27 protein-coding genes are annotated in these 26,311 nt (G+C 65.9%); 22 read left to right on the top strand and 5 right to left on the bottom strand.

Going from position 1 to position 26,311, the window contains the following annotated elements:
- Window positions 1-19: 19 nt before the first annotated feature.
- Window positions 20-1,735, bottom strand: coding sequence for a bifunctional isocitrate dehydrogenase kinase/phosphatase (aceK, locus tag ABFA30_RS09405; RefSeq protein ID WP_225789807.1), 1,716 nt, complete (start codon window positions 1,733-1,735; stop codon window positions 20-22).
- 212 nt (window positions 1,736-1,947) lie between these two features.
- Here aceK and ABFA30_RS09400 point away from each other — a divergent pair, with 212 nt between their 5' ends.
- The 19 genes from ABFA30_RS09400 (at window position 1,948) to ABFA30_RS09310 (ending at window position 19,346) form a co-directional block, all read left to right on the top strand.
- A complete protein-coding gene (locus ABFA30_RS09400; RefSeq protein WP_410045364.1) occupies window positions 1,948-2,823 on the top strand; it encodes a DMT family transporter in 876 nt (291 codons plus the stop codon).
- A gap of 353 nt (window positions 2,824-3,176) precedes the next feature.
- The gene (locus tag ABFA30_RS09395) at window positions 3,177-4,013 is read left to right on the top strand and encodes an ABC transporter ATP-binding protein (protein WP_225789852.1); all 837 of its coding nucleotides are present in this window, start codon (window positions 3,177-3,179) and stop codon (window positions 4,011-4,013) included.
- Between the two features lie 41 nt (window positions 4,014-4,054).
- Complete coding sequence (locus ABFA30_RS09390; RefSeq protein ID WP_225789809.1) at window positions 4,055-5,056, top strand: ABC transporter substrate-binding protein; 1,002 nt, start codon at window positions 4,055-4,057, stop codon at window positions 5,054-5,056.
- Window positions 5,057-5,084: 28 nt separating this feature from the next.
- Entirely contained in the window at window positions 5,085-5,861 is a 777-nt protein-coding gene (locus tag ABFA30_RS09385) for an ABC transporter permease (RefSeq protein WP_225789810.1), read from the top strand.
- On the top strand, window positions 5,858-6,625 hold the full coding sequence (locus tag ABFA30_RS09380) for an SDR family oxidoreductase (RefSeq protein ID WP_225789811.1): 768 nt from the start codon (window positions 5,858-5,860) through the stop codon (window positions 6,623-6,625). Before ABFA30_RS09385 ends, ABFA30_RS09380 begins: the two co-directional genes overlap by 4 nt.
- Window positions 6,626-6,639: 14 nt before the next feature.
- Entirely contained in the window at window positions 6,640-7,179 is a 540-nt protein-coding gene (locus ABFA30_RS09375; RefSeq protein ID WP_225789812.1) for a cupin domain-containing protein, read from the top strand.
- Between the two features lie 3 nt (window positions 7,180-7,182).
- Entirely contained in the window at window positions 7,183-8,052 is an 870-nt protein-coding gene (locus ABFA30_RS09370) for an alpha/beta fold hydrolase (RefSeq protein WP_410045363.1), read from the top strand.
- Window positions 8,049-8,876, top strand: a complete 828-nt coding sequence (locus tag ABFA30_RS09365; protein ID WP_225789814.1) for an IclR family transcriptional regulator — start codon at window positions 8,049-8,051, stop codon at window positions 8,874-8,876. The genes ABFA30_RS09370 and ABFA30_RS09365 overlap by 4 nt, the downstream gene beginning before the upstream one ends.
- A 1-nt stretch (window position 8,877) precedes the next feature.
- Window positions 8,878-9,675 carry an SDR family oxidoreductase gene (locus ABFA30_RS09360; RefSeq protein ID WP_225789815.1) on the top strand — a complete coding sequence of 266 codons (798 nt, stop codon included), beginning with the start codon at window positions 8,878-8,880 and terminating at the stop codon, window positions 9,673-9,675.
- Entirely contained in the window at window positions 9,668-11,350 is a 1,683-nt protein-coding gene (locus tag ABFA30_RS09355; protein WP_225789816.1) for a thiamine pyrophosphate-binding protein, read from the top strand. Before ABFA30_RS09360 ends, ABFA30_RS09355 begins: the two co-directional genes overlap by 8 nt.
- A 10-nt stretch (window positions 11,351-11,360) precedes the next feature.
- Entirely contained in the window at window positions 11,361-12,164 is an 804-nt protein-coding gene (locus ABFA30_RS09350) for an aspartate dehydrogenase (RefSeq protein WP_225789817.1), read from the top strand.
- A 10-nt stretch (window positions 12,165-12,174) separates the two neighbouring features.
- Window positions 12,175-13,665, top strand: coding sequence for an aldehyde dehydrogenase (locus ABFA30_RS09345; RefSeq protein WP_253080892.1), 1,491 nt, complete (start codon window positions 12,175-12,177; stop codon window positions 13,663-13,665).
- Window positions 13,662-14,639, top strand: a complete 978-nt coding sequence (locus ABFA30_RS09340) for a VOC family protein (RefSeq protein WP_368815665.1) — start codon at window positions 13,662-13,664, stop codon at window positions 14,637-14,639. The genes ABFA30_RS09345 and ABFA30_RS09340 overlap by 4 nt, the downstream gene beginning before the upstream one ends.
- Window positions 14,636-14,953, top strand: coding sequence for a hypothetical protein (locus ABFA30_RS09335; RefSeq protein WP_225789820.1), 318 nt, complete (start codon window positions 14,636-14,638; stop codon window positions 14,951-14,953). Before ABFA30_RS09340 ends, ABFA30_RS09335 begins: the two co-directional genes overlap by 4 nt.
- A 1-nt stretch (window position 14,954) precedes the next feature.
- Window positions 14,955-15,182 (top strand): recombinase-like helix-turn-helix domain-containing protein, encoded by a 228-nt coding sequence (locus ABFA30_RS09330; RefSeq protein ID WP_225789821.1) that lies wholly within the window; start codon window positions 14,955-14,957, stop codon window positions 15,180-15,182.
- A 20-nt stretch (window positions 15,183-15,202) separates the two neighbouring features.
- On the top strand, window positions 15,203-16,234 hold the full coding sequence (locus ABFA30_RS09325) for a Rieske 2Fe-2S domain-containing protein (RefSeq protein WP_410045362.1): 1,032 nt from the start codon (window positions 15,203-15,205) through the stop codon (window positions 16,232-16,234).
- Entirely contained in the window at window positions 16,231-16,668 is a 438-nt protein-coding gene (locus ABFA30_RS09320) for a Rid family hydrolase (RefSeq protein ID WP_225789823.1), read from the top strand. Before ABFA30_RS09325 ends, ABFA30_RS09320 begins: the two co-directional genes overlap by 4 nt.
- Window positions 16,669-16,671: 3 nt before the next feature.
- Window positions 16,672-17,631, top strand: a complete 960-nt coding sequence (locus tag ABFA30_RS09315; protein WP_225789824.1) for a PDR/VanB family oxidoreductase — start codon at window positions 16,672-16,674, stop codon at window positions 17,629-17,631.
- A 485-nt stretch (window positions 17,632-18,116) separates the two neighbouring features.
- Window positions 18,117-19,346, top strand: a complete 1,230-nt coding sequence (locus tag ABFA30_RS09310; protein WP_253080889.1) for a hypothetical protein — start codon at window positions 18,117-18,119, stop codon at window positions 19,344-19,346.
- A gap of 104 nt (window positions 19,347-19,450) precedes the next feature.
- On the opposite strand, the gene ABFA30_RS09305 is transcribed toward ABFA30_RS09310, so the two are convergent.
- The 4 genes from ABFA30_RS09305 to cysK all read right to left on the bottom strand — a co-directional run bounded on the left by ABFA30_RS09305 (window position 19,451) and on the right by cysK (window position 22,890).
- Window positions 19,451-20,344 carry a DMT family transporter gene (locus ABFA30_RS09305; RefSeq protein ID WP_225789826.1) on the bottom strand — a complete coding sequence of 298 codons (894 nt, stop codon included), beginning with the start codon at window positions 20,342-20,344 and terminating at the stop codon, window positions 19,451-19,453.
- Between the two features lie 116 nt (window positions 20,345-20,460).
- On the bottom strand, window positions 20,461-20,622 hold the full coding sequence (locus ABFA30_RS09300; protein ID WP_225789827.1) for a hypothetical protein: 162 nt from the start codon (window positions 20,620-20,622) through the stop codon (window positions 20,461-20,463).
- A gap of 120 nt (window positions 20,623-20,742) precedes the next feature.
- Window positions 20,743-21,678, bottom strand: coding sequence for an aspartyl/asparaginyl beta-hydroxylase domain-containing protein (locus ABFA30_RS09295; RefSeq protein ID WP_225789828.1), 936 nt, complete (start codon window positions 21,676-21,678; stop codon window positions 20,743-20,745).
- A gap of 237 nt (window positions 21,679-21,915) precedes the next feature.
- A complete protein-coding gene (gene cysK, locus ABFA30_RS09290) occupies window positions 21,916-22,890 on the bottom strand; it encodes a cysteine synthase A (RefSeq protein WP_225789829.1) in 975 nt (324 codons plus the stop codon).
- Window positions 22,891-23,024: 134 nt separating this feature from the next.
- On the opposite strand from cysK, the gene ABFA30_RS09285 reads away from it, so the two are divergent.
- The 3 genes from ABFA30_RS09285 to ABFA30_RS09275 all read left to right on the top strand — a co-directional run bounded on the left by ABFA30_RS09285 (window position 23,025) and on the right by ABFA30_RS09275 (window position 26,290).
- Window positions 23,025-24,098, top strand: coding sequence for a DUF748 domain-containing protein (locus ABFA30_RS09285; protein WP_225789830.1), 1,074 nt, complete (start codon window positions 23,025-23,027; stop codon window positions 24,096-24,098).
- Window positions 24,099-24,253: 155 nt separating this feature from the next.
- Window positions 24,254-25,099, top strand: a complete 846-nt coding sequence (locus ABFA30_RS09280; RefSeq protein ID WP_225789831.1) for an AAA family ATPase — start codon at window positions 24,254-24,256, stop codon at window positions 25,097-25,099.
- A gap of 12 nt (window positions 25,100-25,111) precedes the next feature.
- Window positions 25,112-26,290: a vWA domain-containing protein gene (locus ABFA30_RS09275; protein WP_225789832.1), complete on the top strand. Its 1,179-nt coding sequence runs from the start codon at window positions 25,112-25,114 to the stop codon at window positions 26,288-26,290.
- Window positions 26,291-26,311: the final 21 nt, after the last annotated feature.

Genomic DNA, 26,311 nt, shown 5'->3' with positions numbered 1-26,311 from the left:
CCCTGGCACCGACCTTCGCTCAACGCCCCTTGCGCCGGTATGGAAACACATCGATCACCTTCCCTTCGCGGATCGCCGCCTGCAACCCCTTCCAGTAGTCGGCGTCGTACAGCTCCCCATGCAAGCGGCTGAACAGCCGCCGCTGGCCGATATCGGCGAACAGGAACGGCGGGAACTCCTCGGGAAACACATCGTGGGGCCCGATCGAGTACCACGGCTCGCCAGACATCTCGTCCTCCGGATAGCGTGGCGGCGGGATGTGGCGGAAGTTCACCTCGGTCAGGAAACTGATCTCGTCGTAGTCGTAGAACACCACCCGGCCATGGCGGGTGACGCCGAAGTTCTTCAGCAGCATGTCGCCTGGGAAGATGTTCGCCGCCGCCAGTTGCTTGATGGCCAGGCCGTAGTCCTCCAGCGCCTCCAGTACCTGGGCCTCGCTGGCCTGCTCCAGGTAGAGGTTGAGCGGCGTCATGCGCCGTTCGGTCCAGCAGTGGCGAATCAGCACCGTGTCGCCCTCCTCGACCACGGTCGACGGCGCCACTTCCAGCAATTCGGCCAGGCACTGCGGTTCGAACTTACTCCTGGGGAAGCGGAAATCGGCGAACTCCTGGGTATCGGCCATGCGCCCGACGCGATCGACGCTCTTCACCAGGCGGTACTTGTCGATCACCGTGGCCCGGTCGACGGTCTTGGATGGCGAGAAGCGGTCCTTGATGATCTTGAACACGGTGTTGAAGCCCGTCAGGGTGAACACGCTCATCACCATGCCCCGCACCCCGGGCGCCATGACGAAACGGTCGTCGGTCGCGGCCAGGTGGTTGATCAGCGCCCGGTAGAACTCCGACTTGCCGTGCTTGTAGAAACCGATCGAGGTGTACAGCTCGGCGATGTGCTTGCCCGGCAGGATGCGCTTGAGGAAATTGACGAACTCCGCCGGCACCGGCACGTCGACCATGAAGTACGAGCGGGTGAAGGAGAAGATGATCGACACCTCGGCTTCATCGGTGATCAACGCGTCGGCCTCGATGCCGTGCCCCTCGCGATGCAGCAGCGGGATCACCAGTGGCCACTGCTCGTCCGGGGTGTAGAGCCGCCCGACCAGGTAGGCGCCCTTGTTGCGGTAGAGCACCGGGCAAAACAGCTCCACGGCCAGCGCCGGGTCCTTGCACACCCAGTCCGGCAGGCACTCGCGCAGTTGCTCTTCCAGGCGTGCCACGTCGCCCTCCAGGTCGCCGTAGGGCACGCTGAACGGGTAATCGGCGAAGATCGCCCGCAACAGCCCCTTGAGGCTGCCGTCAGGCTGGTAGGTGCGGGTCTGGGCGGCGCGCTCGTGGCCGCGTATCGACGGGCGGGTGGTATGGATGAACATGCAGCCATCGTTGATCAGGTCATGGCTGAACAGGCTGCAGAAGATCGAGTTGTACCAGGTCTCGGAGAGTTCGTCGTCCAGGCGAGGGTCGATCAGGCGGATGTAGGCGCTCTTGACCAGCGGCCACTGCTCCACGTCCAGCAGCACGTCCTCGGCGAACCCCTGGCGCAGCCAGCCGTTGACCTCGCCGACCTTCTCTTCGTACAGGTTGATGCGTGCGGCCGCCGACCGCTGGATCTCCTGCCAGAGCGCCTGCTCGAAGCGCTCGCGGGCGCCGAGGGTGATACGGCGGAAATGCTCGCGGTAGTCGTCGAAGCCATCGAGGATCATCCGGGCGATCTCGGCCGCCGGCCATGACTGGGACATGCAGGGGACCTCTGTGCTGGGGTTCAAGGGGTGAGCTTAGGTCCTTTTGCAGTGTTCGAGGGGGCCTTTCGCGGCCCCAATAGATCGAGCGATCGAATCGCCTCTCCCGCAGGCCCCAGGCCGTCCGACAGGATTGCATAGCAAGAAAGGACAAGAAACGCCCCTCCACCGTGGCGTACACTCGCGCCCCTGCCTTGCCACCGGAGACCGCTGTGAGCCCCATCGCCCTCGCCCGCCTGCTGACCCTTGCCGCCGTCTGGGGCGCGAGCTTCCTGTTCATGCGCATCATCGCCCCGGAGCTCGGCACGGTGCCGACCGCATTCTTCCGGGTGTCGATCGCCTGCCTGGGGCTGATGGCCATCCTCGCCGCCGCGCGCCTTCCCTGGCACTTCGACGGTAAGCTCGGCGCCTGCCTGGTGCTGGGCATGATCAACTCGGGCATCCCCGCCACCTTCTATTCGGTGGCGGCCCAGGTGCTGCCGGCCGGCTACTCGGCGATCTTCAATGCCACCACGCCCCTGATGGGCGTGCTGATCGGCACGCTGTTCTTCCGCGAGCCGATGACCCTGGCCAAGCTCTGCGGCATCTTCCTCGGCCTGTTCGGCGTCGGCATCCTCAGCGGCGCCGGCCCGGTCGCCCTGGACCTGGCCTTGCTGCAAGGGGCCATGGCCTGCCTGGCAGCGACCACCTGCTACGGCTTCGCCGGGTACCTGGCCAGGCGCTGGGTCAGCGGCCTGGACAGCCGCCTGTCGGCCCTGGGCAGCATGCTCGGCGCCACCCTGCTGCTGACCCCGCTGTTCGCCTGGAGCGCCCTGAGCCAGCCGCCGGCCAGTTGGGGCGGCTGGGAGGTGTGGTCGTCGCTGCTGGGCCTGGGGCTGCTGTGCACGGCGTTCGCCTACATTTTGTACTTCCGCTTGCTGGGCGAGATCGGGCCGGTCAAAGCCAGTACCGTGACCTTCCTGATCCCGGTGTTCGGCGTGCTGTGGGGGGCATGGCTGCTGGACGAGCCGCTGTCGATGGCGCACCTGTATGGTGGCGTACTGATTGGCCTGGCGTTGTGGCTGGTGCTGCGGCCCTCGCGGGCTTGAGGTCGGCTGCTGGCAGCGGGGCTGCAAAGCAGCCCCAAAGAGGCCACACCGCAGCGCCCCGGTTTCACCCCTGAAACAATTACGTAACGTTGTTTCCTACACCGTTACCAGAAACGCCCTTCTTCTTCGCACCTTCATTTTGCCGTGCCCTGCCGCTGTGCAATTTCGTGCCATATAGAAAACCGCGTTCCATATATAAAACGCAGCGTTTTTTGCCGAATCCCTTCAAGCCATTAATAAACAAGCACTTTTTCAATTAAACAGGCGCATTCAGCTACCTGGCATTGTTCATGCACTAAACGGCGTACCACCTATAAAACAGACCAGAGAGCTCCCCAATGGCTGTGAAAGAGATGTACGCAATTGCCCAGCGCTGGGATACCCCATCCCCCCAGGACGCCCCGGCACCGACGGAAATCGAGTTTCACAACGTCGGCAAATGCTTCAAGGCCAAAGGCCAGCCCGAAGCGCCTTTCGCCATCCGTGGCGTGAACTTCAAGATCCGCCGTGGCGAAGTGGTGTCGATCATCGGCCCATCCGGCTGCGGCAAGAGCACCATCCTCAACATGGGCTCGGGCCTGTACCGCCCCAGCGAGGGCGAGGTGCGGGTCGGTGGCGAGGTGGTGAACGGCCCGGTGTCCAAGGTCGCCTTCATGCTGCAGAAAGACCTCTTGATGCCCTGGCGCAGCATCCGCCGCAATGTCGAACTGGGCCTGGAGATCCAGGGCATGCCCGCCGCCAAGCGCCAGCCGATCGCCGAGGATCTGCTCAAACGCTGCCACCTTCAAGGCTTTGCCGACCACTACCCGTTCCAGCTGTCGGGTGGCATGCGCCAGCGCGCCGCCCTGGCCCGCACCCTGGCCATCGACCCGCAGGTGCTGTTCCTCGACGAGCCGTTCTCGGCCCTCGACGCCCAGACCAAGATGATCCTGCAGCAGGACCTGGCACGGATGCTGTTCGAAGAGAAGAAGACCGCGCTGTTCATCACCCACGACCTGGTCGAGGCGATCGCCCTGTCCGACCGCCTGCTGGTCATGAGCGCGCGCCCCGGCACCATCATCGAAGAAATCGAAATCGACCTGCCGTTTCGCGAGAACCCGCTGGAGCGCCGCAAGCTGCCCGAGATCGGCCCCCTGGCCGGGCGCCTGATGGAGCTGCTGAAAGTCGGCGAAGACACCGAGCTGCATTGAGCAACGCACCCAACGGCCCATCCACCGACTCAGGAGTACGCATGTTCACGTCATTCTTCAAGCGCCTGGCACCAACCTCCCTGCTGGCCCTCGGCCTGGGCCTGGCCCTGCAGGCCAGCGCCGAGCCGACCAAGGTCACCTACCTGCTGCCGGCACCGCCCAGCTCGCCGGCCTTCGCCCCCTGGATCATCGCCAAGGAAAAGGGCTACTACAGCGACCGCGAGCTGGACGTCACCTTCATCGCCGCCAAGGGCGGCGTCGATGTGGCCAAGCAGATCGGCGCCGGCAATGCCATGGTCGGCGGTGCCATCGGCGATACCCCGATCATCGTGCGCGCCAATGGCATCCCGGTGCGCGCCGTGGCCGTGCTCGGGGGCGGTGGGGTCACCATGATCGCCACCAACGCCGACGAACACATCCGCTCGGTGAGCCAGCTCAAAGGCAAGACCCTGACCGTGATGTCCTATTCCGACACCACCTACTACGCCCTGCTCGCCTCGCTGCGCAAGGCCGGCCTGGGCAAGAACGATGTGGACATCCAGGCCGCCGGCCCGTCCGGTGTCTGGCAACTGTTCTCGGCGAACAAGTCCCAGGCCATGGCCGCCGTGCCGGACTGGGTGGTCAACGCCGAGGAGGCCGGGGTCAAGCTCGAACTGATCCCCCGCGAGCAGATCTTCGAGAGCATGGCCCAGGCCATCCTCGCCTCCGACGACGCCATCGCCGAGCACCCCGACGTGGTCCGTGGCGTGGTCCAGGCCACCCTGCAGGGCATGCGCGACATCATTCAGGACCCGAAGGCCGCCGCCGCCACCTTCGCCCGCGCCGTACCGGCCTACGCCGGCAAGGAAGCCTCGCTGGAGAAGACCCTGCGCCTCTACGTGCAGCACGTCTACGCCGATCAGCCGGTGCTCGGCCGTATCGACCCGGCACGCCTGGACACGGTGCGCAAGTTCTATGTCAGCGAAGGCATCGTGACCAAGGCGCCAGCGCTCGACGAGCTCTACAGCAACCAGTTCATCGAAACCAATACCGCGGCCAAGTGACGGCCAACGCAACCAAGGTAATCGCCCGATGAGAAACCTCAACACCTCCGTGCTCGGCAGCGTCGCCCTGCTGGTCCTCTTCCTCGTGGTCTGGCAGTGGGGTCCGGGGCTGCTCGGCATGCCCGAGTTCGTCATGCCGCAGCTCAGCCGCGTCGCCCAGGAAAGCCAGCTGATGTGGCAGACCGGCAACCTGCTGCAGCACACCCTGATCACCGCCTTCGAGATCATCGTCGGCTTCGCCCTGGGCGCCCTGCTGGGCGTGATGATCGGGGTGTCGCTGGGCCTCTCGCCCTCGGCCGAGGCCATGCTCTCGCCGTACATCCTGGCCCTGCAGATCGCCCCCAAGGTGGCCTTCGCCCCGCTGTTCGTGATGTGGCTGGGCTACACCATCTACCCGAAGATCCTGATCGCCATCCTGATCGTGTTCTTCCCGGTGATGATCAACGTGCTCTCGGCCATCCGCACGGTCGACCCGGACATGATCAACCTGGTGCGCACCATGAACGCCAGCCGCTGGCAGATCTTCCGCCTGGTGGAGTTCCCCTCGGCCATGGCCGCGCTGTTCTCCGGGCTGCGCATCGCCTCGACCCTGGCCGTGATCGGGGTGACCGTCGGCGAACTGGTCGGCGGCAACCAGGGTCTGGGCTTCCTGCTGGTGGACGCCGAAGGCCAGGGCAACACCGCCGGGGTGTTCGTCGCCATCGTCATGCTCACCCTGATCGGCGTGCTCGCCTACGGCGCGGTGGTCTGGGCCGAGAAGCGGGTCCTGCACTACCTCCCCAAAGCCATGCTGAGTAGCCAATGATGAGTACCTTCAACAACCTGCTCGCAGGCCGCCGGGTGCTGGTCACCGGTGGCGCCAGGGGCCTGGGCTACGCCTTCGCCCAGGCCATCGCCCAGGCCGGTGCCCGCGTGGTGATCGCCGATGTGCTCGCCGGGCGTGTGCAACAGGCCGCCTGCGACCTGTCGGCCCAGGGCCTGGACGTCAGCGGCGTGACCCTGGACCTGGCCAGCCCCGCATCCATCGACGCCTGCGTCGAGCGCACGGTCAAGCGCCTGGGTGGCCTCGACGGCCTGGTCAACAACGCCTCGATCACCAATTCCGGCGGCAAGAGCTGCGAGGAGCTGGACATCGAGACCTGGGACCAGGTCATGCAGGTCAACGTCCGCGGCACCTGGCTGATGACCCGTGCCTGCCTGCCGGCCCTACGTGCCAGCGGTCGCGGGGCGGTGATCAACCTGGCCTCCGACACCCCGCTGTGGGGCGCGCCGAACCTGCTGGCCTACGTCGCCAGCAAGGGTGCAGTCATCGCCATGACCCGCAGCCTGGCCCGCGAGCTGGGCAACGACAACATCACCGTCAATGCCATCGCCCCCGGCCTGGTGCTGGTCGAGGCCACCGCCTACGTGCCCGAGGCCCGTCACCGCCTGTACACCGAACAACGGGCCATCCAGCGCCCGCAACTGCCCGACGACGTCAGTGGCGCCGTGCTGTTCGCCCTGTCCGACCTGTCGCGCTTCATCACTGGACAAACCCTGCCGGTCAACGGCGGGTTCGTCATGCCCTGAGCAAGGAGAAGACCATGACCGACCTTTCTGCCCAACACGACGCCCCCAAGTCCTGGGAACAACCCGCCGGGACCGATCTGGCCGGCTGGATGCAGACGCGCATCGCCCGCTACGAGACCCGCCGCTACGACTGGGATGCCCTGAAGTTCCAGGCCGACTACGACCCCAAGTTCCGCCGTGCGCAGATGCGCTACGTGGGCACCGGCGGCACCGGTGTCAGCAGCGACATGAACACCATCCCCTCCGAGCACTTCACCTTCTCCACCATGGTCATCCCGGCCGGCCATGAAGGCCCGCCCCACCTGCACACCGACGTCGAGGAAGTGTTCTTCGTGCTGCGCGGCAAGCTCAAGGTGATCATCGAGAAGGACGGCGAGCGCTTCGAGACCGTGCTCACCGACCGCGACCTGATCTCGGTACCGCCAGGGGTCTACCGCGAGGAGATCAACATCGGCGACGAAGACGCCCTGATGTGCGTGATGCTCGGTGCCAAGAAACCCGTGACCCCGACCTATCCGCCAGCCCACCCGCTGGCCTCGATCAAGCGCGGCTGAGCCATGGACCCGGTCATCGACAATCCCGTCGCGCCGTTGCTGCGGCAACTGCAGCACGGCTTCGCCGAACGCGTGCTGGGCCTGGACGACGGCCCGCAGGCCGTGCGCGAGGCGGGCAGCGGCGCGGCCATCGTGCTGCTGCACGGCATCGGCTCGGGCGCCGCGTCGTGGCTGCAGGTGGCCCTGGCGCTGGGCCAGCGGGCGCGGGTCATCGCCTGGGACGCCCCCGGCTATGGCCAGTCCGCGCCCTTGCCGATGGCCGCACCGAAGGCTTGCGACTACGCCCGGCGCCTGGAGCAGTTGCTCGACGCCCTGGACATCGAGCGTTGCGTGCTGGTCGGGCACTCCCTGGGCGCACTGACCGCGGCGGCCTTCGCCCAAGCCCAGCCTGGCCGGGTCAGCCGCCTGGTGCTGCTCAGCCCGGCCCGTGGCTACGGCGCGCCTGAACTGGCCGAGCAAGGCCGGGCGGTACGCGCCAAGCGGCTGGACAACCTGCAGCGCCTGGGCATCGCCCGCATGGCCCAGGCACGCAGCGCACACATGCTCTCGGCGACGGCCAGCGCCACGGCCCTGGCCTGGGTGCAGTGGAACATGGCGCACCTGCACGCGCACGGCTACCGCCAGGCGGTCGAGCTGCTGTGCGGCGACCATCTGCTGCGCTACAGCCGCCAGGCCGTGCCCTGCGAAGTGCACTGCGGCAGCGCCGACGGCATCACCCGACCCGAAGACTGCCAGGCCGTGGCCGACGCCTTCGACGCGCCCTTCACCCTGATTGCCGGTGCCGGCCATGCCTGCGCCATCGAACAACCCGATGCGGTGACCGGGCGCCTGGCCCTGGCACTGGACGCTTCCCCCACAGGTACTGTGCTATGAACGATACGGATTCGTTGAAAGACAACCAGGACAAGTACATCGTCCCTGGCCTCGAGCGCGGCTTGCTGCTGCTGTGCGAATTCAGCCGGCAGAACCGTACCCTGACCGCCCCGGAGCTGGCCCGGCGCCTGGCGCTGCCCCGCTCGACCATCTTCCGCCTGCTGACCACCCTGGAGACCATGGGCTTCGTCACCCGCAGCGGCAACGAGTACCGCCTGGGCATGTCGGTGCTGCGCCTGGGCTTCGAATACCTGGCGTCGCTGGAGCTGACCGAACTGGGCCAGCCGCTGCTGGCCCACCTGTGCGACCGCCTGAACTACCCGAGCAACCTGGTGGTGCGCGACGGTCGCTCGATCGTCTACGTGGCCAAGGTTTCGCCGCCCTCGGTGTTCTCCACCGCCGTCACCGTCGGCACCCGCCTGCCCGCCCATGCCACGGTGCTCGGGCGTATCCTCCTGGCCGACCTGAGTCTGGCCGAGCTGCGCGAGCTGTACCCGGAAGAACACCTGGAGCAGCACTCGCCGTGCACCCCGAAAACCGTGCTGGAGCTGTTCGACCTGGTGCAGGCCGATCGCCTGCGCGGCTATGTCAGCGGCGAAGGTTTCTTCGAGTCGACCATCTCCACCGTCGCCGCCCCCGTGCGCGACGCCAGTGGCCGAGTGGTCGCCGCCCTGGGGGTGACCATCCCCACCGTGCAGGTCAACCACATCAACTTCGACAACCTGCTCGGCCAGGTCCGTGGCAGCGCCGACGAGTTGTCCAGGCTGCTCAACTACACGCCCCACAGCGGCCAAGGCCGTGTCACCGCGTTGATGAGGGACTGAAATGAACCTCTACCAACTGCATGAGCGCACCGCCATCGTCACCGGCGGCTCTTCCGGCATCGGCCTTGCCTGCGTCGAGCTGCTGCTCGAGGCTGGCGCCCGGGTGGCCTTCTGCGGGCGCAACGCCGAGCGCCTGCGCAGCGCCGAGGCCAGCCTGCGCGAACGCTTCCCCGAAGCCCGCCTGCTGGCCCAGGTCTGCGATGTGCTCGACCCCGCCTCGGTGCAGGCCTTCGCCGCAGCCAGCCTGGCCGCGCTCGGCCCGGCCCAGGTGCTGATCAACAACGCCGGGCAAGGCCGGGTCTCGACCTTCGCCGACACCAGCGACGAGGCGTGGAACGACGAGCTGCACCTGAAGTTCTTCTCGGTGATCCATCCGGTACGTGCCTTCATGACCCAGCTGCAGGGCCAGGCCGGCGCCTCCATCGTCTGCGTCAACTCGCTGCTGGCCAGCCAGCCGGAGCCGCACATGGTCGCCACCTCCGCCGCCCGTGCGGGGCTGAAGAACCTGGTGCGCTCGATGGCCTTCGAATTCGCCGAACACGATATCCGTGTCAACGGCATCCTCATCGGCCTGGTCGAGTCGGGGCAATGGCGCCGACGCTTCGAGGCCCGCGAAGAACGCGAGCTGGACTGGGCCCAATGGACCGCCCGCCTGGCCCAACGCAAACACATTCCCCTGGGTCGCCTGGGCCTGCCCAAAGAGGCGGCCCAAGCCATCCTGTTCCTGGCTTCGCCCCTGTCGGCCTACACCACTGGCAGCCATATCGATGTATCCGGAGGCCTGTCCCGCCATGCGTAATGAAAACACTGTCACCGTCGGCGCCGTCATCACCGCCTTTCTCGAGCAATGCGAGGTCAAGGCCGCGTTCGGTGTGATCTCGATCCACAACATGCCGATCCTCGATGCCTTCGCCGTGCGCGGCAACATCCGCTTCGTCATGGCCCGCGGCGAAGCCGGCGCCACCAACATGGCCGATGCCTATGCCCGCACCACCGGCGGCCTGGGCGTGTGCCTGACCTCCACCGGCACGGCCGCCGGCAACGCTGCCGGGGCCATGGTCGAGGCGCTGACCGCCGGCACCCCGCTGCTGCACATCACCGGGCAGATCGAGACACCCTACCTGGACCAGGAGCTGGCCTACATCCACGAGGCCCGCGACCAGCTCACCATGCTCAAGGCCGTGTCCAAGGCCGCCTTCCGCGTGCGCAGCGTGGAGACCGCACTGAGCACCCTGAAGCTGGCGGTGCAGACCGCCCTGACCGCGCCCACCGGCCCGGTCAGCGTGGAAATCCCGATCGACATCCAGTCCACCCTCATCCCCATGCCCAGCGACCTGTCGCCGCTGCCGGTGCCGGTGGCGGTGCCCGCCGCCGAAGCCCTGGACCTGGTCGCCGAGCGCCTGGCCGGGGCCACTCGCCCGCTGCTCTGGCTCGGCGGCGGCGCCCGCCACGCCGGGCCACAGGTCAAGCGCCTGCTGGACATGGGCGTGGGCGTGATCACCTCGACCCAGGGCCGTGGCGTGGTCAACGAAGACGACGAGCGCTGCCTGGGCGCCTTCTCGCAGAACAAACTGGTCGAAGGCTTCATGCAGACCTGCGACGCCCTGGTGGTGGCCGGCTCACGCCTGCGCAGCAACGAGACCTTCAAGTACGCCCTGAAGCTGCCGCGCACCACCCTGCGCATCGACGCCAACCCAGCCATCGAAGGCCGCAGCTACCCCAGCGACCTGTTCATCTGCGGCGATTCGGCGCTGGCCCTCGACGGCCTGGCCGACCGCCTGCAAGGCCGTCTGCGCATCGACCCGAACTTCCTGCCCGAGCTCAAGGCGGTGCGCGAACAGGCGCGGGCGCAACTGGTCGCCGACCTCGGCCCCTACTCGGCCATGGTCGAACAGTTGCAGGGCCTGACCGGGCGCAACTTCTCCTGGGTGCGCGACGTGACCCTGTCCAACAGCATCTGGGGCAACCGCCTGCTCAACCTCTACCACCCGCTGGCCGGCGTGCATGCCTTGGGCGGCGGTATCGGCCAGGGGCTGGCGATGGGCATCGGCGCGGCGGTGGCGGCGGCGGAAACAGCGCCCGGGCGCAAGGTCTTCGCCCTGGCCGGCGACGGCGGCTTCATTCTCAACCTGGGCGAACTGGCGACCCTGGTGCAGGAAAACGCCAACGTGGTGATCCTGCTGATGAACGACCAACGCTACGGGGTGATCCGCAACATCCAGGACGCCATCTACGGTGCCCGCCATGCCTATGTCGAGCTGCACACCCCGGACTACGCCAAGCTCGCCGAGTCCATCGGCCTGCGCCATGGCCTGGTCCGCGACCTGAAGGACTTCGGCCCGGTGCTCGAAGGTGCCCTGGGCGAAAGCGGCCCCTTCCTGCTGGAAGTGGACATGCTCAGCGTCGGCAGCTTCGCCACCCAGTTCGCCGGCCCGCCCAACAGCGAAACCAAGGCCCAGAAGGCCACGGCCTGAGGAACCTGCCATGTTGCATATCACCATGATCGGCTGCGGCGCCATCGGCGTTGGCGTGCTCGAACTGCTGGAGCAGGACCCGCAACTGTGCGTCGATGCGGTCATCGCCTCGGCCGGTTCCGAAGACCTGGTACGCCAGCGCCTGGGCAGCTTCCGCCAGCCGCCCGAAGTGCTCACCGCCTTGCCGGCTGACGCCCGCCCCGACCTGCTGGTCGAGTGCGCCGGGCACCGGGCCATCGAGGAACACGTGCTGCCGGCCCTGGAGCGCGGCATCGCCTGCCTGATCGTCTCGGTCGGCGCACTGTCGCAGGTCGGCCTGGTCGAACGCCTGGAAGCGGCGGCGGCCCGTGGCAACACGCGGATCGAGCTGTTGCCCGGCGCCATCGGCGGCATCGACGCCCTGTCGGCGGCCAAGGTCGGCGGCCTGGACTCGGTCGACTACACCGGGCGCAAGCCGGCGCGGGCCTGGAAGAACACCCCGGCCGAGCAGGTCTGCGACCTGGACAGCCTGCGCGAGGCCACGGTGATCTTCGAAGGCAGCGCCCGCGAAGCGGCGCGCCTGTACCCGAAGAACGCCAACGTCGCCGCCACCCTGTCGCTGGCCGGCCTGGGCCTGGACCGTACCCGGGTGACGCTGGTCGCCGACCCGCACAGCGAGGACAACGTCCATCACTTCGAAGCCCGTGGCGCCTTCGGCGGCTTCGAGATGAGCCTGCGCGGCAAGCCGCTGCAGGCCAACCCGAAAACCTCGGCCCTGACCGTCTACAGCGTGGTCCGGGCCCTGGGCAACCATGCCCACGCCATTTCCATCTAGGGGACTGCCAATGACTCTGGAACAGACCTTACCCATCTGCGTCGCCGGTACCTGGCGCCTGGGCGGCGGCGAGCGCTACGCCACCTGCTACCCGGCCACCGGCGAGCCGGTGGCCTGGCTCAACGCCGCCAGCCTCGAGGATGTCGAGCTCGCCGTACAAGGCGCCCACCAGGCCTTTCTCAACAGTGGCTGGGCCCAGCGCAAGCCCCACGAACGCGCCGCCGTGCTCTACCGCATCGCCGAGGCGATCCGCCAGCGCAGCGAGGAACTGGCCCAGCTGCAACGCCAGGACAACGGCAAGCCGATCAATGAAACCCGTGCCTTGGTGGCCAGCGCCGCCGGCACCTTCCAGTTCTTCGCCGCCGCCTGCGAAACCCTGGAGGAAACCATCACCCCGTCGCGCGGCGACTTCGTCAGCATGAGCGTGTACGAACCGATGGGCGTGGTCGCGGCGATCACCCCGTGGAACTCGCCGATCGCCAGCGAAGCGCAGAAAGTCGCCCCGGCCCTGGCCGCCGGCAACGCCGTGGTGATCAAGCCGGCCGAGATCACCCCGCTGCTGGCCCTGCAACTGGCGCGCATCTGCGAGGACGCCGGCCTGCCCAAGGGCCTGGTCAGCGTGCTGCCAGGCAAGGGCTCGCTGCTCGGCGACGCGCTGACCCGGCATCCGCTGGTCAAGCGTGTATCGTTCACCGGCGGTACCCGCACCGGCAAGCACATCGCCCATATCGCCGCGGACAAGATGATGCCGGTGTCCCTGGAGCTGGGCGGCAAGTCACCGACCATCGTCCTCGACGACGCCGACCTGGACCACGCCGTGGCTGGGGTGCTGTACGGCATCTTCAGCTCCTCCGGCGAAGCCTGCATCGCCGGCTCGCGCTTGTTCGTCGCCCGTTCCCTGTACGAACCCTTCATGCAGCGCCTGGTCGCCGCCGCTGCGCAACTGCGCCTGGGCGACCCGGCCGACGAAGGTACGCAGATGGGCCCGCTGATCAGTGCCGCGCACCGTGAATCCGTGGAGCGCTACGTCGCCCTCGGCCTGGCCGAAGGCGGCCGCCTGCGCCTGGGTGGCGAACGCCCCAGCGGCGGCCTCTTCGACCAGGGCTACTTCTACCCACCGACCATCCTCGAAGGCCTGGGTAACCACCAGCAGGTCTGCCAGGAGGAAATCTTCGGCCCGGTGCTGGTGGCCATGCCCTTCGACAGCGAGGCCGAACTGGTCGAGCAGGCCAACGACAGCCTGTACGCCCTCGCCGCCGGGATCTGGAGCCGCGACTACAAGCGCGCCTGGGCCCTGGGTCGCAAGCTGCAGGCCGGCACGGTGTGGATCAACACCTACAAGCAGTTCTCCATCTCGACCCCGTTCGGCGGCTGGCGCGACAGCGGCCTGGGCCGGGAAAAGGGCCGGCTCGGCATCCTGCAGTACATGGAACAGAAAAGCCTCTACTGGGGCATGAACCAACAACCACTGGCCTGGGCCGGTGTGGAGGCAAGGCCATGAGCGTACTGGGCATCGACGAAGTCACCTACGGTGTGGAAGACCTGGACACCTGCGTGCGCTTCTTCGCCGACTGGGGCCTGACCCAGGTCAGCGAGCAAGCCGACGAAGTGATCTTCGAAACCCTCAACGGCTGCCGGGTGGTGCTCGCCCACCTCGACAAGCCCGGCCTGCCGCCGGCCATCGAGCCGGGCTCGACCGTGCGCGAGGTGGTCTGGGGCGTGGAGAGCGAGGCAGACCTGGCGCTGTACAGCCAGCGCATCGCCAATGACCCGGGCTTCGTCGAGGGCGACGGCCGCATCGGCTGCACCGACCCCAACGGCCTGGCGATCCGCCTGCAGGTCACCCGCAAACGCCCGCTGGACATCGAGTGCAGCGGCCACAACACCTGGCAGGTCAAGGGCCGGATCAACAAGCCCGCGCCGGTCTACGAGCGTGCCACGCCCATCGAAGTCGGCCACGTGGTGTTCTTCGTCAAGGACGTCAATGCCTGCGAGGCCTTCTACCACGAGCGCTTCGGCTTCCAGGCCTCGGACCGCTACCCCAATCGCGGCGCCTTCCTGCGCACCGCCGAGGAAGGCGGCCACCACGACCTGTTCATGCTGCAGTTGCCGGCGCCACGCGCCGGGCTCAACCATGTGGCCTTCACCGTGCGCGACCTGCACGAGGTGTTCGGCGGCGGCATGCACATCTCCCGCTGCGGCTGGAGCACCGAGATCGGCCCAGGCCGCCACCCGGTGTCCTCGGCGTTCTTCTGGTACTTCAAGAACCCGGCCGGTGCGCTGGTCGAGTACTACGCCGACGAGGACCAACTGACCGGCGACTGGCAACCCCGGGAATTCGAGCCAGGGCCGACGGTGTTCGCCGAATGGGCGATCGCCGGCGGCATCGATGGCCATACCCGGCGCCAGCAGCATGTCGAGGCGCCGCAAGGCAAGTTCCTCACCGACAAGGCCAAGGAGCAGGGCAAGCCATGAGCGAATCGATGCTGCTGACGGTGGTGCTGCGGCACGACCAGTCGAAGAACCTGGAACAGATCCAGGGCCACATGAAGCAGGTGGGCTGGTGGGACAGCTTTCCGCCCGAGGGCGTGGAGGTGGTGTCCTGGACCGTGGCCATGGGCCTGGGCCAGATCGTCACCCTGCGCCTGCCACCGAGCCTGCTGAGCAAGGTCAATGTGGAACTGGAACGCGCCGCCTGGGGCGTGTTCCGCACCGAATGCTACCCGACGTACGACTTTGTCCCGGTCCGCGAAACGATCCGCGAACGGGTCCGCAATGGAGGCCAATGACATGAGCGATACCGAGCGTTACCTGCAACCCCATCAGGCCCGCAAACGGCCCAACACCCCATTCGAAGACCTGCTCGGCGATTCCATCGAGCGCGCCTACGGCAGTGGCGTGACCGAGCTGGGCGAGCTGCTGGCGCACCTGAACCTGGCCGGCCCGCCCTGCCCGCTGACCACCGGAGAGTGGACCGAGGACGCCTATAAAACCCTGATGGCTCGGCTGGGCGAATGACCCACCGGAGGTAGAACAAGATGAACATGCACGTAACCGTCGACCCTGTTGAGCAACACCTGGCCAATGGCCTGAAAGATCTCTGGTTCCCGGTCCTGCCGTCGGAACTGCTGGGCGAAAAGCCCGTCTCGATCCGCCGCTTGGGCTACAAGATCGCCCTGTGGCGCGACAACGACGGCAGTGTCCATGCCCTCGAGGACCACTGCCCCCACCGTGGCGCGCCGCTGTCCCAGGGGCCGGTGTTGGGCGACCGCCTGCAATGCCCGTATCACGGCGTCGAAGTGCGCTGCGACGGCATCGTCGTCAAGGTGCCTGGCAGCCCCGGCTGCAAGCTCGAAGGCAGCCGCCCGACGCGGATGTTCCATACCCGCGAGGCAGCGGGGGCGATCTTCCTGTTCAACGCCACCGACCCACACCTGGAAACACCGCCAGAGCTGGTGCTGCCCGAGCAACTGACCTCCCCCGAATGGAGCAGCTTCCTCTGCTACACCGAGTGGAAGGGCGACTACCGCTACGTGCTGGACAACGTCATGGACCCGATGCACGGGACCTACCTGCACAAGATGTCGCACTCCATGAGCGAAGGCGAAGCCACCGCCAAGTTCGTCACCCGCGACACCGAGCAGGGCTTCTTCTTCGAAAAGGAAGGCCAGCGCGGGGTCAACTTCGACTGGACCGAATTCCTCGACAACGGCTGCCACTGGCTGCGCCTGGAGATCCCCTACCCCAAGACCGGCGGCCCCGGCGGCAACTTCACCATCATCGGCAGCTACACCCCCAGCAGCCGCGCCCTGTCCGCCGTGTTCCACTGGCGCGCGCGGCCGCTGACCGGCTGGCAGCGCGACACCTGGCGCTTCCTCTACAAGAACCGCCTGGAAGCCCGCCACTGGGCGGTGCTGGAGCAGGACCGGGTGTTGCTGGAATTCATGGAGCCCGACGCCAACCAGCGCGAGAACCTCTACCAGCATGACCTGGGCGTGGTGCGCCTGCGCCGCTATCTCAAGGGCAAGGCCAAGGAGCAACTGGCCCTGATCGAAGCGAAACAGCTATGAACCAGGCCGTACAGCGAATCCAGGCCCCGGGCCTGGACGAGCTGGCCACGGCCAGCTGGTCCAACGCCCTGCTGATCGGCAACGAGCTGGTGATGTCCGGCATGACCGCCCACCCGGCGACGCGCCAGGCCGCCGAAGCCGGCGCGCCGCTGGATGCCTACGCCCAGACCCTGCAGGTGCTGGGCAAGGCCAAGGCGCTGGTGGAGGCCGCCGGCGGGCATGTCGGCAACCTGTACCGGTTGACGGTGTACGTCACCCGGATCGCCGACAAGGACGCCGTTGGCCGTGCCCGCCGCGACTTCTTCGAGGGGTTCGCCTGCTACCCCACCTCCACCCTCGTCGAAGTGAGTGCCCTGGTGTTTCCAGAACTGCTGGTGGAAATCGAAGCCAGCGCCCGGCTCGACATTGACTTGCGCACTGCGCCATCGAGGTGACCGATGTCCAACACCCCTACCCTCACCGCGCTGGTCCACACCCTGCGCCATGAAGCCGAAGGCATCCTCAGCGTCGAACTGCGTCCCTGGGGCGATACCGTGTTCCCACCGTTCGAAGCCGGCTCGCACATCGACCTGCACCTGCCCAATGGCCTGGTGCGCAGCTACTCGCTGCTCAACTCGCCGAGCGACAAGGGCCGCTATGTGGTCGGCATCCTGCGCGACCGCAACAGCCGCGGTGGCTCGAAGTTCGTCCACGAGCAACTGCGGGTCGGCACCCAGTTGAACATCTCGCCACCACGCAACAACTTCCCCCTCGATCCACAGGCCAGCCACAGCGTGCTGGTGGCCGGCGGTATCGGCATCACGCCGATCTACTGCATGTTCCGCCAGTTGCTGGCCCTGGGGAAATCCGCCGAGCTGATCTACTGCGCCCGCTCGCGCAAGGAAGCAGCGCTGCTGGAGGAACTCAGCGGCCTCGACGCCAAGGTGGTCTACCACTTCAACGACGAGAAGGACGCCGTGCCAAACCTGGCCAGCTACCTGGCCGGCCAGCCGAGCGACACGCATTTCTACTGCTGCGGCCCGACGCCGATGCTCGACGCCTTCGAAAGCACCTGCGAAAGCCTCGGCTACCCGCATGCCCACATCGAACGCTTCACCGCCGCCGAACTGCCGCCCTCGGAAGATGCCCAGGACAGCTACAGCGTCGAACTGAAGAAGTCTGGCAAGACCCTCGCCGTGGAACCTGGGCTGAACCTGCTCGATGTGCTGCTCGAGGCGGGGTGCGATGTCGAGTACAGCTGCCGCGAAGGCGTCTGCGGCTCCTGCGAGACCCGGGTGCTGGAAGGTGACATCGACCATCGCGACGGGGTGCTGACCAAGGCCGAACGGGCTGCGAACACCTCGATGATGGTGTGCGTGTCCGGCTGCAAGAGCCGACGGCTGGTGCTCGACCTTTAATCGATCGGGGTGCCGGAGTCTCAAGAAAACGCCAGCCTTTGAATAAGCTCAAAGCGCATCATTCGGCCGACCAGAAAGTGTCGGCCTTTTTTTGCCCATCCAATGACTTGAAGAGCCTGCTATTTATTCGCCGGCAAAACACCAAGTGCCCCATTAGCGTTCATTGTGCACTTTGGATGCACAACAACGGCACCGCCTTGTTACGTTCTTTCCAAGCGTTCCAAATACGGCACGAACCAGCACGTTCCAAATATAAATAACTGATTTATATTTGTTTTTCAGAAAACAGAACACACCACCCCACTGGCACGGTTTCTGCTATTTCTTTCCCGAATTCATAGTTCAAACAGCGTGTCATATATAAAACAATAAAAACCCAACCCTTCCAGTCCGCCGCCTGCCACGCCAACTTCCCATTGAATGCCTGATTCAAGGCAGGGATCGGTGTCGCCAGCGGAAACTGCTCAACCTTGTGGGGCATCGATATGAACAAGTATGTGATAAGCCTGGGCCTGATCATCGGCAGTTGCGCCACGTTCGCCTCCGAGCCTGGCCCCGCGGCGCCAGACCAACCACCTGCGGTGAAAAAGCCGTTCCCGCACATCGCCTGGCGCAGCGACGACGGCGAGAGCTCGTTGGATATCGGCGGCGCCCTGCGGGTGAACTACCGGGACGAACACTGGGACACCACCGAGAACAACGGGCGCTTTCTCTTCGACACCTTCCGCCTGGATGTCCAGGCCAGCCACAAGCGCCTGTTCAGCGATGTCGGCTACTGGTTCCAGGACGATGGCAAGCGCTCCATCGACCGTGGCTACATCGGCTATCGCTTCGATGCCCGTTCGAACCTGCAACTGGGCGCACCGTTCAAGCCGTTCGGCCTGGAACCCTACCCACAGTTCGGTTGGAGCTATCACATTCCGTTCTTCATGGGCTATGGCGTCAGTGCCGGTACGGGCCTGAAGTACAGCTACAAGGACAGCGACTGGGACCTGCAACTGGGCTACTTCCCACGCATGCTGCCGTCGGGCATCCGCTACTCGCCGGAAGTGGGCCGCTATGCCGACCTCGACGACAATGCCGTGCCCTTCATCCATTCACGCCAGGACAACGAGAAACGTAACCAGGTCAATGCCCGTGTAGCCAGGACCTTCACTGGCGAGGGCTGGAAAACCGAGATCGGCGCATCGCTGGCCGCCGCCGAACTCTACAACGCCACCACCCACGACGATGGCGACTACTGGGCCGGCGGCGTGCATGCGATCGTCAACGCCGGCCCCTGGACCGTGACCGGCCAGGCCATCCGCTACGAATACGATCCGAAAAACCCCGAGGGGGTCAGCGACGATGCGGTGCTGATGGGCGGCAACGGCCTGACCCCGGCCTACCTGATCGCCTCCAAGGCCACCCTCGGCTCGCTCAACGTCGGCTACGACATCTTCACCCCCAGGTTGGGCCAGTTGAAGAAAATCAAGGTGTATACCGACTACAGCCGGATGATGAAGGACAAGAGCGGCTGGGACGACTCGCAGATGATCACCGTCGGTGCGCAGTTCCTCGCCATGCCGATCATGGCCTGGGTCGACCTGACCTGGGCCAGGAACGCCAACCCCTTCGGCGGCGCGGAGAACGGCACCGGCTGGACCAGTACCGACTCCATCGGCAGCAACGACTGGTATTACCGGACCAACATCAACATTGGCTATTACTTCTGAGGCCGCCAATCGCACCCTCAGTGATCGCCTCGGCCCCTGTGGGAGCAGGTTTGCCCGCTCCCACAGGGCCTTGAGCTAGCTCGACGAGTTGCCCGCCAAGGGGCCTATCCCGCCTGCTCCACCTCGCCAAGCCGCTGCGCCGGCTTGCGGAACACGAACAGCAAGCCCACCACGATCAGCCCCATCCCCAGCAGGCTGAGCGGCGCCAGGCGGTTGCCGAAGATCAGGTAGTCCATCACCGCGGTCACCGCCGGCACCAGGTAGAACAGGCTGGTGACGTTGACCAGGTTGCCCCGCGCGATCAACCGGTACAGCAGCAGGGTCGCCAGCAGCGATACCACCAGCCCCATCCACAACAGCGCACCGACGAAGCTGGTGCTCCATTGCACGTGCAGCGCCTGGAACGGCGCGAACACTGCGCACAGGGCGAACCCGGCCAGGTATTGCAGCGGCAGGGTACCCATCGGGTTATCGGTGATGCGCTTCTGCAGGATCGAGCCAAAGGTCATGCAGGCCAGCGCCAGCAAAGCGAACAGCATCCCGGCCAGGGATACCCCGCCCAGGTTGATGCCCTGGTAGACCACCATCACCAGCCCGGCGAGCCCCAGCCCCAGGCCGAACAGCCGGCTCCAGGAACGCTGGCGCTCCATCAGCACCACGGTGAGGATCGGTTGCACGCCCATGACCGTGGCCATGACGCCAGGGGTGACGTGGGTGTCGAGCGCCAGCAGGTAGAAGATCTGGTAGGCGCCGAGCAGCACGCAGCCGGTGCCCAGGGCGCGCAGGATCGCGCCCCGACCACGCGGCCAACGCAGCCCGAGCAAGGGGCCGATCAGCAGCAGGCCGGCGAGCGCCAGGGCTGCGCGCAGCAGGAGGAAGGCGAAGGGGCTGGCCTGGGCCAGGCCGAGCTTGGAGACGATCGCCCCGCTGCTCCACAGCAGGACGAACAGGCTGGTGGTGGCCGCCGAGGCCACGGATGCTTTGGAAAAGACAGACATGTATTGCCACCTGTAGTCGGGCAAATGAGCCGAACGGCGGGCTGTCGCGTTAGCGAGGGAAGTAGCCGACCGTGTTCAGTAGGTTGCGCGTGCGCGGGCAGACGGCCAGAAGCCGCTCAGCCCAGCACCACTGCGCGAGGAGGCGGAGCTACGCCGCCTACGACGCCACTGACAGGTGGTGGGTAGTGACTGATCATGACCGGCTGCTGGCTGCCACGCACGACCATGCCCGCGACAGGCGCGAGGACGACGGCGGTGGTGGAAGGGATGGCTGGCATGAACAGGTCTTCGGAGAAGTGAATGGATCCAACTATAGCGATGGAATCATTGCCGGACAAGCAGGATCGCGGTGATTCGTCATTCTTGGGACCGCTTCGCGGCCCCAAATGACGATGACCTCAGAACAACCAGCGATACAGCAGGTACGCCACCACCACCGCCAACACCGGCCGCAGCACGCGATAGGCCTTGGGGTTGGCCCGCTTGAACTGCTTCACGCGGCCACTGATCTTGTTGCTGAAGCGCTTGCTCCAGGCGTACGCCTGGTTGATCCCGCCCACGCGCTCGTCATCGGTGTTCTGCGGCGCGGTGGCACGGCCGAGGAAGGCGCTGACCTTGCGGTTGATGCGGGTCATCAGCGGGCTGCTGAGCGGGCGCTCGACATCGCAGAACAGGATCACGCGGGTCACGTCGGTCTCGTTCTTGACCCAGTGCACGTAGGTCTCGTCGAACATCACGTCCTCACCGTCGCGCCAGGCGTAGGGCTGGCCGTCGACGTAGATGCGGCAGTTGTCCGAGTTCGGCGTGGACAGCCCCAGGTGATAGCGCAGGGAGCCGGCGAACGGGTCGCGGTGCGGGTTCAGGTGGCTGCCGCCGGGCAGCAGGGCGAACATGGCGCCCTTGACGTTGGGGATGCGGCTGACCAGCTCGACGGTCCTGGGGCACAGGACTTCGGCCGAGGGCAGCGGCTTGTCGTACCACTTCAGGTAGAAGCGCTTCCAGCCTTTCTTGAAGAACGAGCCGAAGCCGGCGTCGTTGTCCTTCTCGGCGGCACGGATGTAGCCCTCGTCGAACAGGCGCATGGCCTCCGCGCGGATCACTTCCCAGTTGTCCTTGAGCACGTCCAGCTCGGGGAAGCGCTGGCGGTCCAGGTAGGGCTTGGAGGGCACGCCGGAAAACAGGTACATCAGGCTGTTGTAGGGGGCGAACAGCGCCGAATGGTTGACGAACTGACGCAGCACGGGCAGTCGCGCCTTGCCGCGCAGGTGCACGAACAGGACGCTGCCGAAGAACACCAGCAGGACACCTGCCTTGGCGACAAAGGAAAAGGTCATGCAACACTCCTTGCAGGGGAAATCTGGCCATCCCGGATAGCCGGACATCATAAACCCATCCGGCCCCGGTAAAAACAACCGAGGCCGGAGCGCAGTGTTGAGCATTTTGCAACAAACGAGGCTGCCGGACATTGCGCCGGATCAGTGGCGGGGGCTTTCAAGCCTCGAGCTGCAAGCGGCAAGTAAAGAGCAGGCCCTGCGCCGAACCGCTCTTTCTTGCCACTTGCAGCTTGGAGCTTATTGCTGATTCTCCTGCTCGGTGAACAGGTCGGCGAACAGCATGCTCGACAGGTAGCGCTCGCCGGAGTCCGGCAGGACCACGACGATGGTCTTGCCCTGCATCTCCGGCTTCTCGGCCAGGCGCACCGCCGCGGCCATCGCCGCGCCGCTGGAGATGCCGCAGAGGATGCCCTCCTCCTGCATCAGGCGCAGGGCCATGGCCTTGGACGCCTCGTCACTGACGGTCTCGACCTGGTCGACCAGCGACAGGTCCAGATTCTTCGGCACGAAACCGGCACCGATACCCTGGATCTTGTGCGGGCTGGGCTTGAGCTCCTCGCCGGCCAGGGTCTGGCTGATCAGTGGCGAGGCCACGGGCTCCACCGCCACCGACAGGATCGACTTGCCCTGGGTGTGCTTGATGTAGCGCGACACACCGGTGATGGTACCGCCGGTGCCCACCCCGGCCACCAGCACGTCCACCGCGCCGTCGGTATCGTTCCAGATCTCCGGCCCGGTGGTCTTCTCGTGGATCGCCGGGTTGGCCGGGTTGTCGAACTGGCCCGGCAGGAAGTACAGGCCCGGGTCGGCGGCGACGATCTCGTTGGCCTTCTCGATCGCCCCTTTCATACCCTTGGCCGGATCGGTCAGCACCAGCTCGGCGCCCAGGGCCTTGAGCACCTTGCGCCGCTCCAGGCTCATGGAGGCCGGCATGGTCAGGATCAACTTGTAGCCACGGGCCGCGGCGACGAACGCCAAGCCGATGCCGGTATTGCCCGAGGTCGGCTCGACGATGGTCATGCCGGCCTTGAGCTTGCCGCTGCTCTCGGCGTCCCAGATCATGCTCGCGCCGATCCGGCACTTGACCGAATAGCCCGGGTTGCGCCCTTCGATCTTGGCCAGGATGGTCACGCCGCGCGGGGCGATGCGGTTGATCTGCACCAGGGGCGTATTGCCGATGGAATGGGCGTTGTCTGCGTAGATACGGCTCATGGCAAGGGTCCTTGAACATGAAGGAGCAGGGAAAGCCTCAAGGGTAAGCCTGCCCATGGGGGGCGTAAAGCCCGTTCGAACTCGGCGAAGCGCCCCACGGTCAACCGGACACCCCCGCAAAGGAGAGCCTGCCGATGAAAGGTCGCTACCGCTGGCCACTGGTCGGCCTGGCCAGCCTGCTCGTGCTGTTGGTGGCCCTGCACCTGGCCCTGCCCTACCTGGTGCGCGACTACCTCAACGACAAGCTGGCCGACATGGGCGACTACCACGGCCGAATCGTCGACGTGGACCTGGCCTGGTGGCGCGGCGCCTACCAGATCAATGGCCTGGAGATCGTCAAGACCACCGGCAAGGTGCCAGTACCGTTGCTCGATGCGCCCCTGATCGACCTGTCGGTAAGCTGGCACGCCCTGTGGTACGACCAGGCGGTGGTGGCCGAGGTGGCCTTCGTGCGCCCCGTGCTGAACTTCGTCGACGGCGGCGACAAGCAACACTCCCAGACCGGCCAGGGCACCGACTGGCGCCAGCAGTTGGAAAAGCTCGTGCCGATCACCCTGAACGACGTGCGCATCGACGATGGCACCCTGACCTTTCGCAACTTCACCTCCAAGCCGCCAGTCGACCTCAAGGCGACCCGGCTCGATGCCAGCATCCGTAACCTGACCAACGTGCGCGACGAAAAAGGCCGGCGCGACGCCAGCTTCGACGCCAGCGCCGTGCTGCTGGGCGACGCCAAGGTCGAAAGCCGCGCCATCTTCGACCCGTTCAGTGATTTCGACGACTTCCAATTGCGCCTGCGCGCGACCGGCATCGAACTGCGTCGCCTCAACGATTTCGCCAGTGCCTATGGCAAGTTCGACTTCAATGCCGGGCATGGCGACCTGGTGATCGAGGCCCAGGCCGAGAACGGCCGGCTCGACGGCTACATCAAGCCGCTGCTGCGTGACGTCGACGTGTTCAACTGGCAGCAGGACGTGCAGGACAAGGACAAGGGCTTCTTCCGCTCGGTGTGGGAAGCGCTGGTCGGGGCCAGCGAGACAGTGCTCAAGAACCAGCCGAAGAACCAGTTCGCCACCCGCGTGGAGCTCAGCGGCAGCGTGCACCAGCAAAACATCAGCGCCTTCGAGGCATTCCTGCAGATCCTGCGCAATGGGTTCATCCGGGCGTTCAACGCACGCTACGAGCAGCCGCCGCCGGATGCCGACTGAGCGAGCGTGACGGGGCATTCAGCGACTGAATACCCGGTCTGCGTTTCCAGCTGCCCAGCCCCGCGTTATAGTCGGTGGCAAATCACGAACATGTGTTGCCTGTACCGGCTTGCCGGCGATAGGGCCGCTACAGACACCCCGCAGAGGACAGATCCATGAAGTTCGAAGGCACCCGCGACTACGTCGCCACAGACGACCTGAAACTGGCGGTAAACGCGGCCATCACCCTCGAACGCCCGCTGCTGGTCAAGGGCGAGCCGGGCACCGGCAAGACCATGCTCGCCGAACAGCTCGCCGCCGCCTTCGGCGCCCGCCTGATCACCTGGCACATCAAGTCCACCACCAAGGCCCACCAGGGCCTCTACGAGTACGACGCGGTCAGCCGCCTGCGCGACTCGCAGTTGGGCGTGGACAAAGTCCACGACGTGCGCAACTACCTGAAGAAGGGCAAGTTGTGGGAAGCCTTCGAGGCCGACGAGCGGGTGATCCTGCTGATCGACGAGATCGACAAGGCCGACATCGAGTTCCCCAACGACCTGCTGCAGGAACTCGACAAGATGGAGTTCTACGTCTACGAGATCGACGAGACCATCAAGGCCAAGCAGCGCCCGATCATCATCATCACCTCCAACAACGAGAAGGAGCTGCCCGATGCCTTCCTGCGCCGCTGCTTCTTCCACTACATCGCCTTCCCCGACCGCGACACCCTGCAGCGCATCGTCGACGTGCACTTCCCCGACATCAAGCAGTCGCTGGTCAGCGAAGCGCTCGACGTGTTCTTCGACGTGCGCAAGGTGCCGGGCCTGAAGAAAAAGCCCTCCACCTCCGAGCTGGTCGACTGGCTCAAGCTGCTGATGGCCGACAACATCGGCGAGGCGGTGCTGCGCGAGCGCGATCCGACCAAGGCCATTCCGCCGCTGGCCGGCGCCTTGGTGAAGAACGAGCAGGACGTGCAGTTGCTCGAACGCCTGGCCTTCATGAGCCGGCGCGGCAACCGCTGACAGGAGCCGGCCATGCTGCTCAACCTGTTCAACGAAATGCGCGCGGCCAAGGTGCCGGTGTCGGTGCGCGAACTGCTCGACCTGCTCAATGCCTTGCAGCAGCGCGTGGTGTTCGCCGACATGGACGAGTTCTACTACCTCGCCCGGGCCATCCTGGTGAAGGACGAACGGCATTTCGACAAGTTCGACCGGGCCTTTTCCGCCTACTTCAAGGGCCTGGAGAACCTCGACCGGCACCTGCAGGCGCTGATCCCCGAGGACTGGCTGCGCAAGGAGTTCGAACGTTCGCTGAGCGACGAGGAGCGCGCGCAGATCCAGTCCCTGGGCGGGCTGGACAAGCTGATCGAGGCATTCAAGAAACGCCTGGAGGAACAGAAGGAACGCCACGCCGGCGGCAACAAGTGGATCGGCACCGGCGGTACCAGCCCGTTCGGCAGTGGCGGCTACAACCCCGAGGGCATCCGCGTGGGCGATGCCGGCAAGCGCCAGGGCAAGGCGGTCAAGGTGTGGGACCTGCGCGAGTACAAGAACCTCGACGACCAGGTCGAGCTGGGCACGCGCAACATCAAGCTGGCCCTGCGCCGCCTGCGCAAGTTCGCCCGTGAAGGCGCAGCCGAAGAGCTGGACATCGACGGCACCATCGACCACACCGCGCGCGATGCGGGCCTGCTGAACATCCAGATGCGCCCGGAACGGCGCAACACCGTCAAGCTGTTGCTGCTGTTCGACATCGGCGGCTCCATGGATGCCCACGTCAAGGTCTGCGAGGAACTGTTCTCGGCCTGCAAGACCGAGTTCAAGCACCTGGAGTACTACTACTTCCACAACTTCATCTACGAGTCGGTGTGGAAGAACAACCTGCGCCGCACCTCCGAGCGCTTCTCGACCTTCGACCTGCTGCACAAGTACGGCGACGACTACAAGGTGGTGTTCGTCGGCGACGCGGCCATGGCGCCCTACGAGATCACCCAGCCGGGCGGCAGCGTCGAGCACTGGAACGAGGAAGCCGGGTACGTGTGGATGCAGCGCTTCATGGAGAAATTCCGCAAGATCATCTGGATCAACCCGTACCCGAAACAGACGTGGGACTACACGGCTTCGACGCACCTGGTGCGCGAGCTGGTCGAGGACAAGATGTATCCGCTGACCTTGCAAGGGTTGGAAGACGGGATGCGCTATCTGTCCAAGTAAGCTGGGGCTGCTTTGCGGCCC

Origin of the sequence: Pseudomonas sp. HLMP, assembly GCF_046365545.1 — a bacterium.
GTDB classification, from domain to species: Bacteria; Pseudomonadota; Gammaproteobacteria; order Pseudomonadales; family Pseudomonadaceae; genus Aquipseudomonas; species Aquipseudomonas guariconensis_B.
The sequence above is the reverse complement of the archived record's forward strand: the minus strand, read 5'-3'. Positions and strand labels throughout refer to the sequence as shown.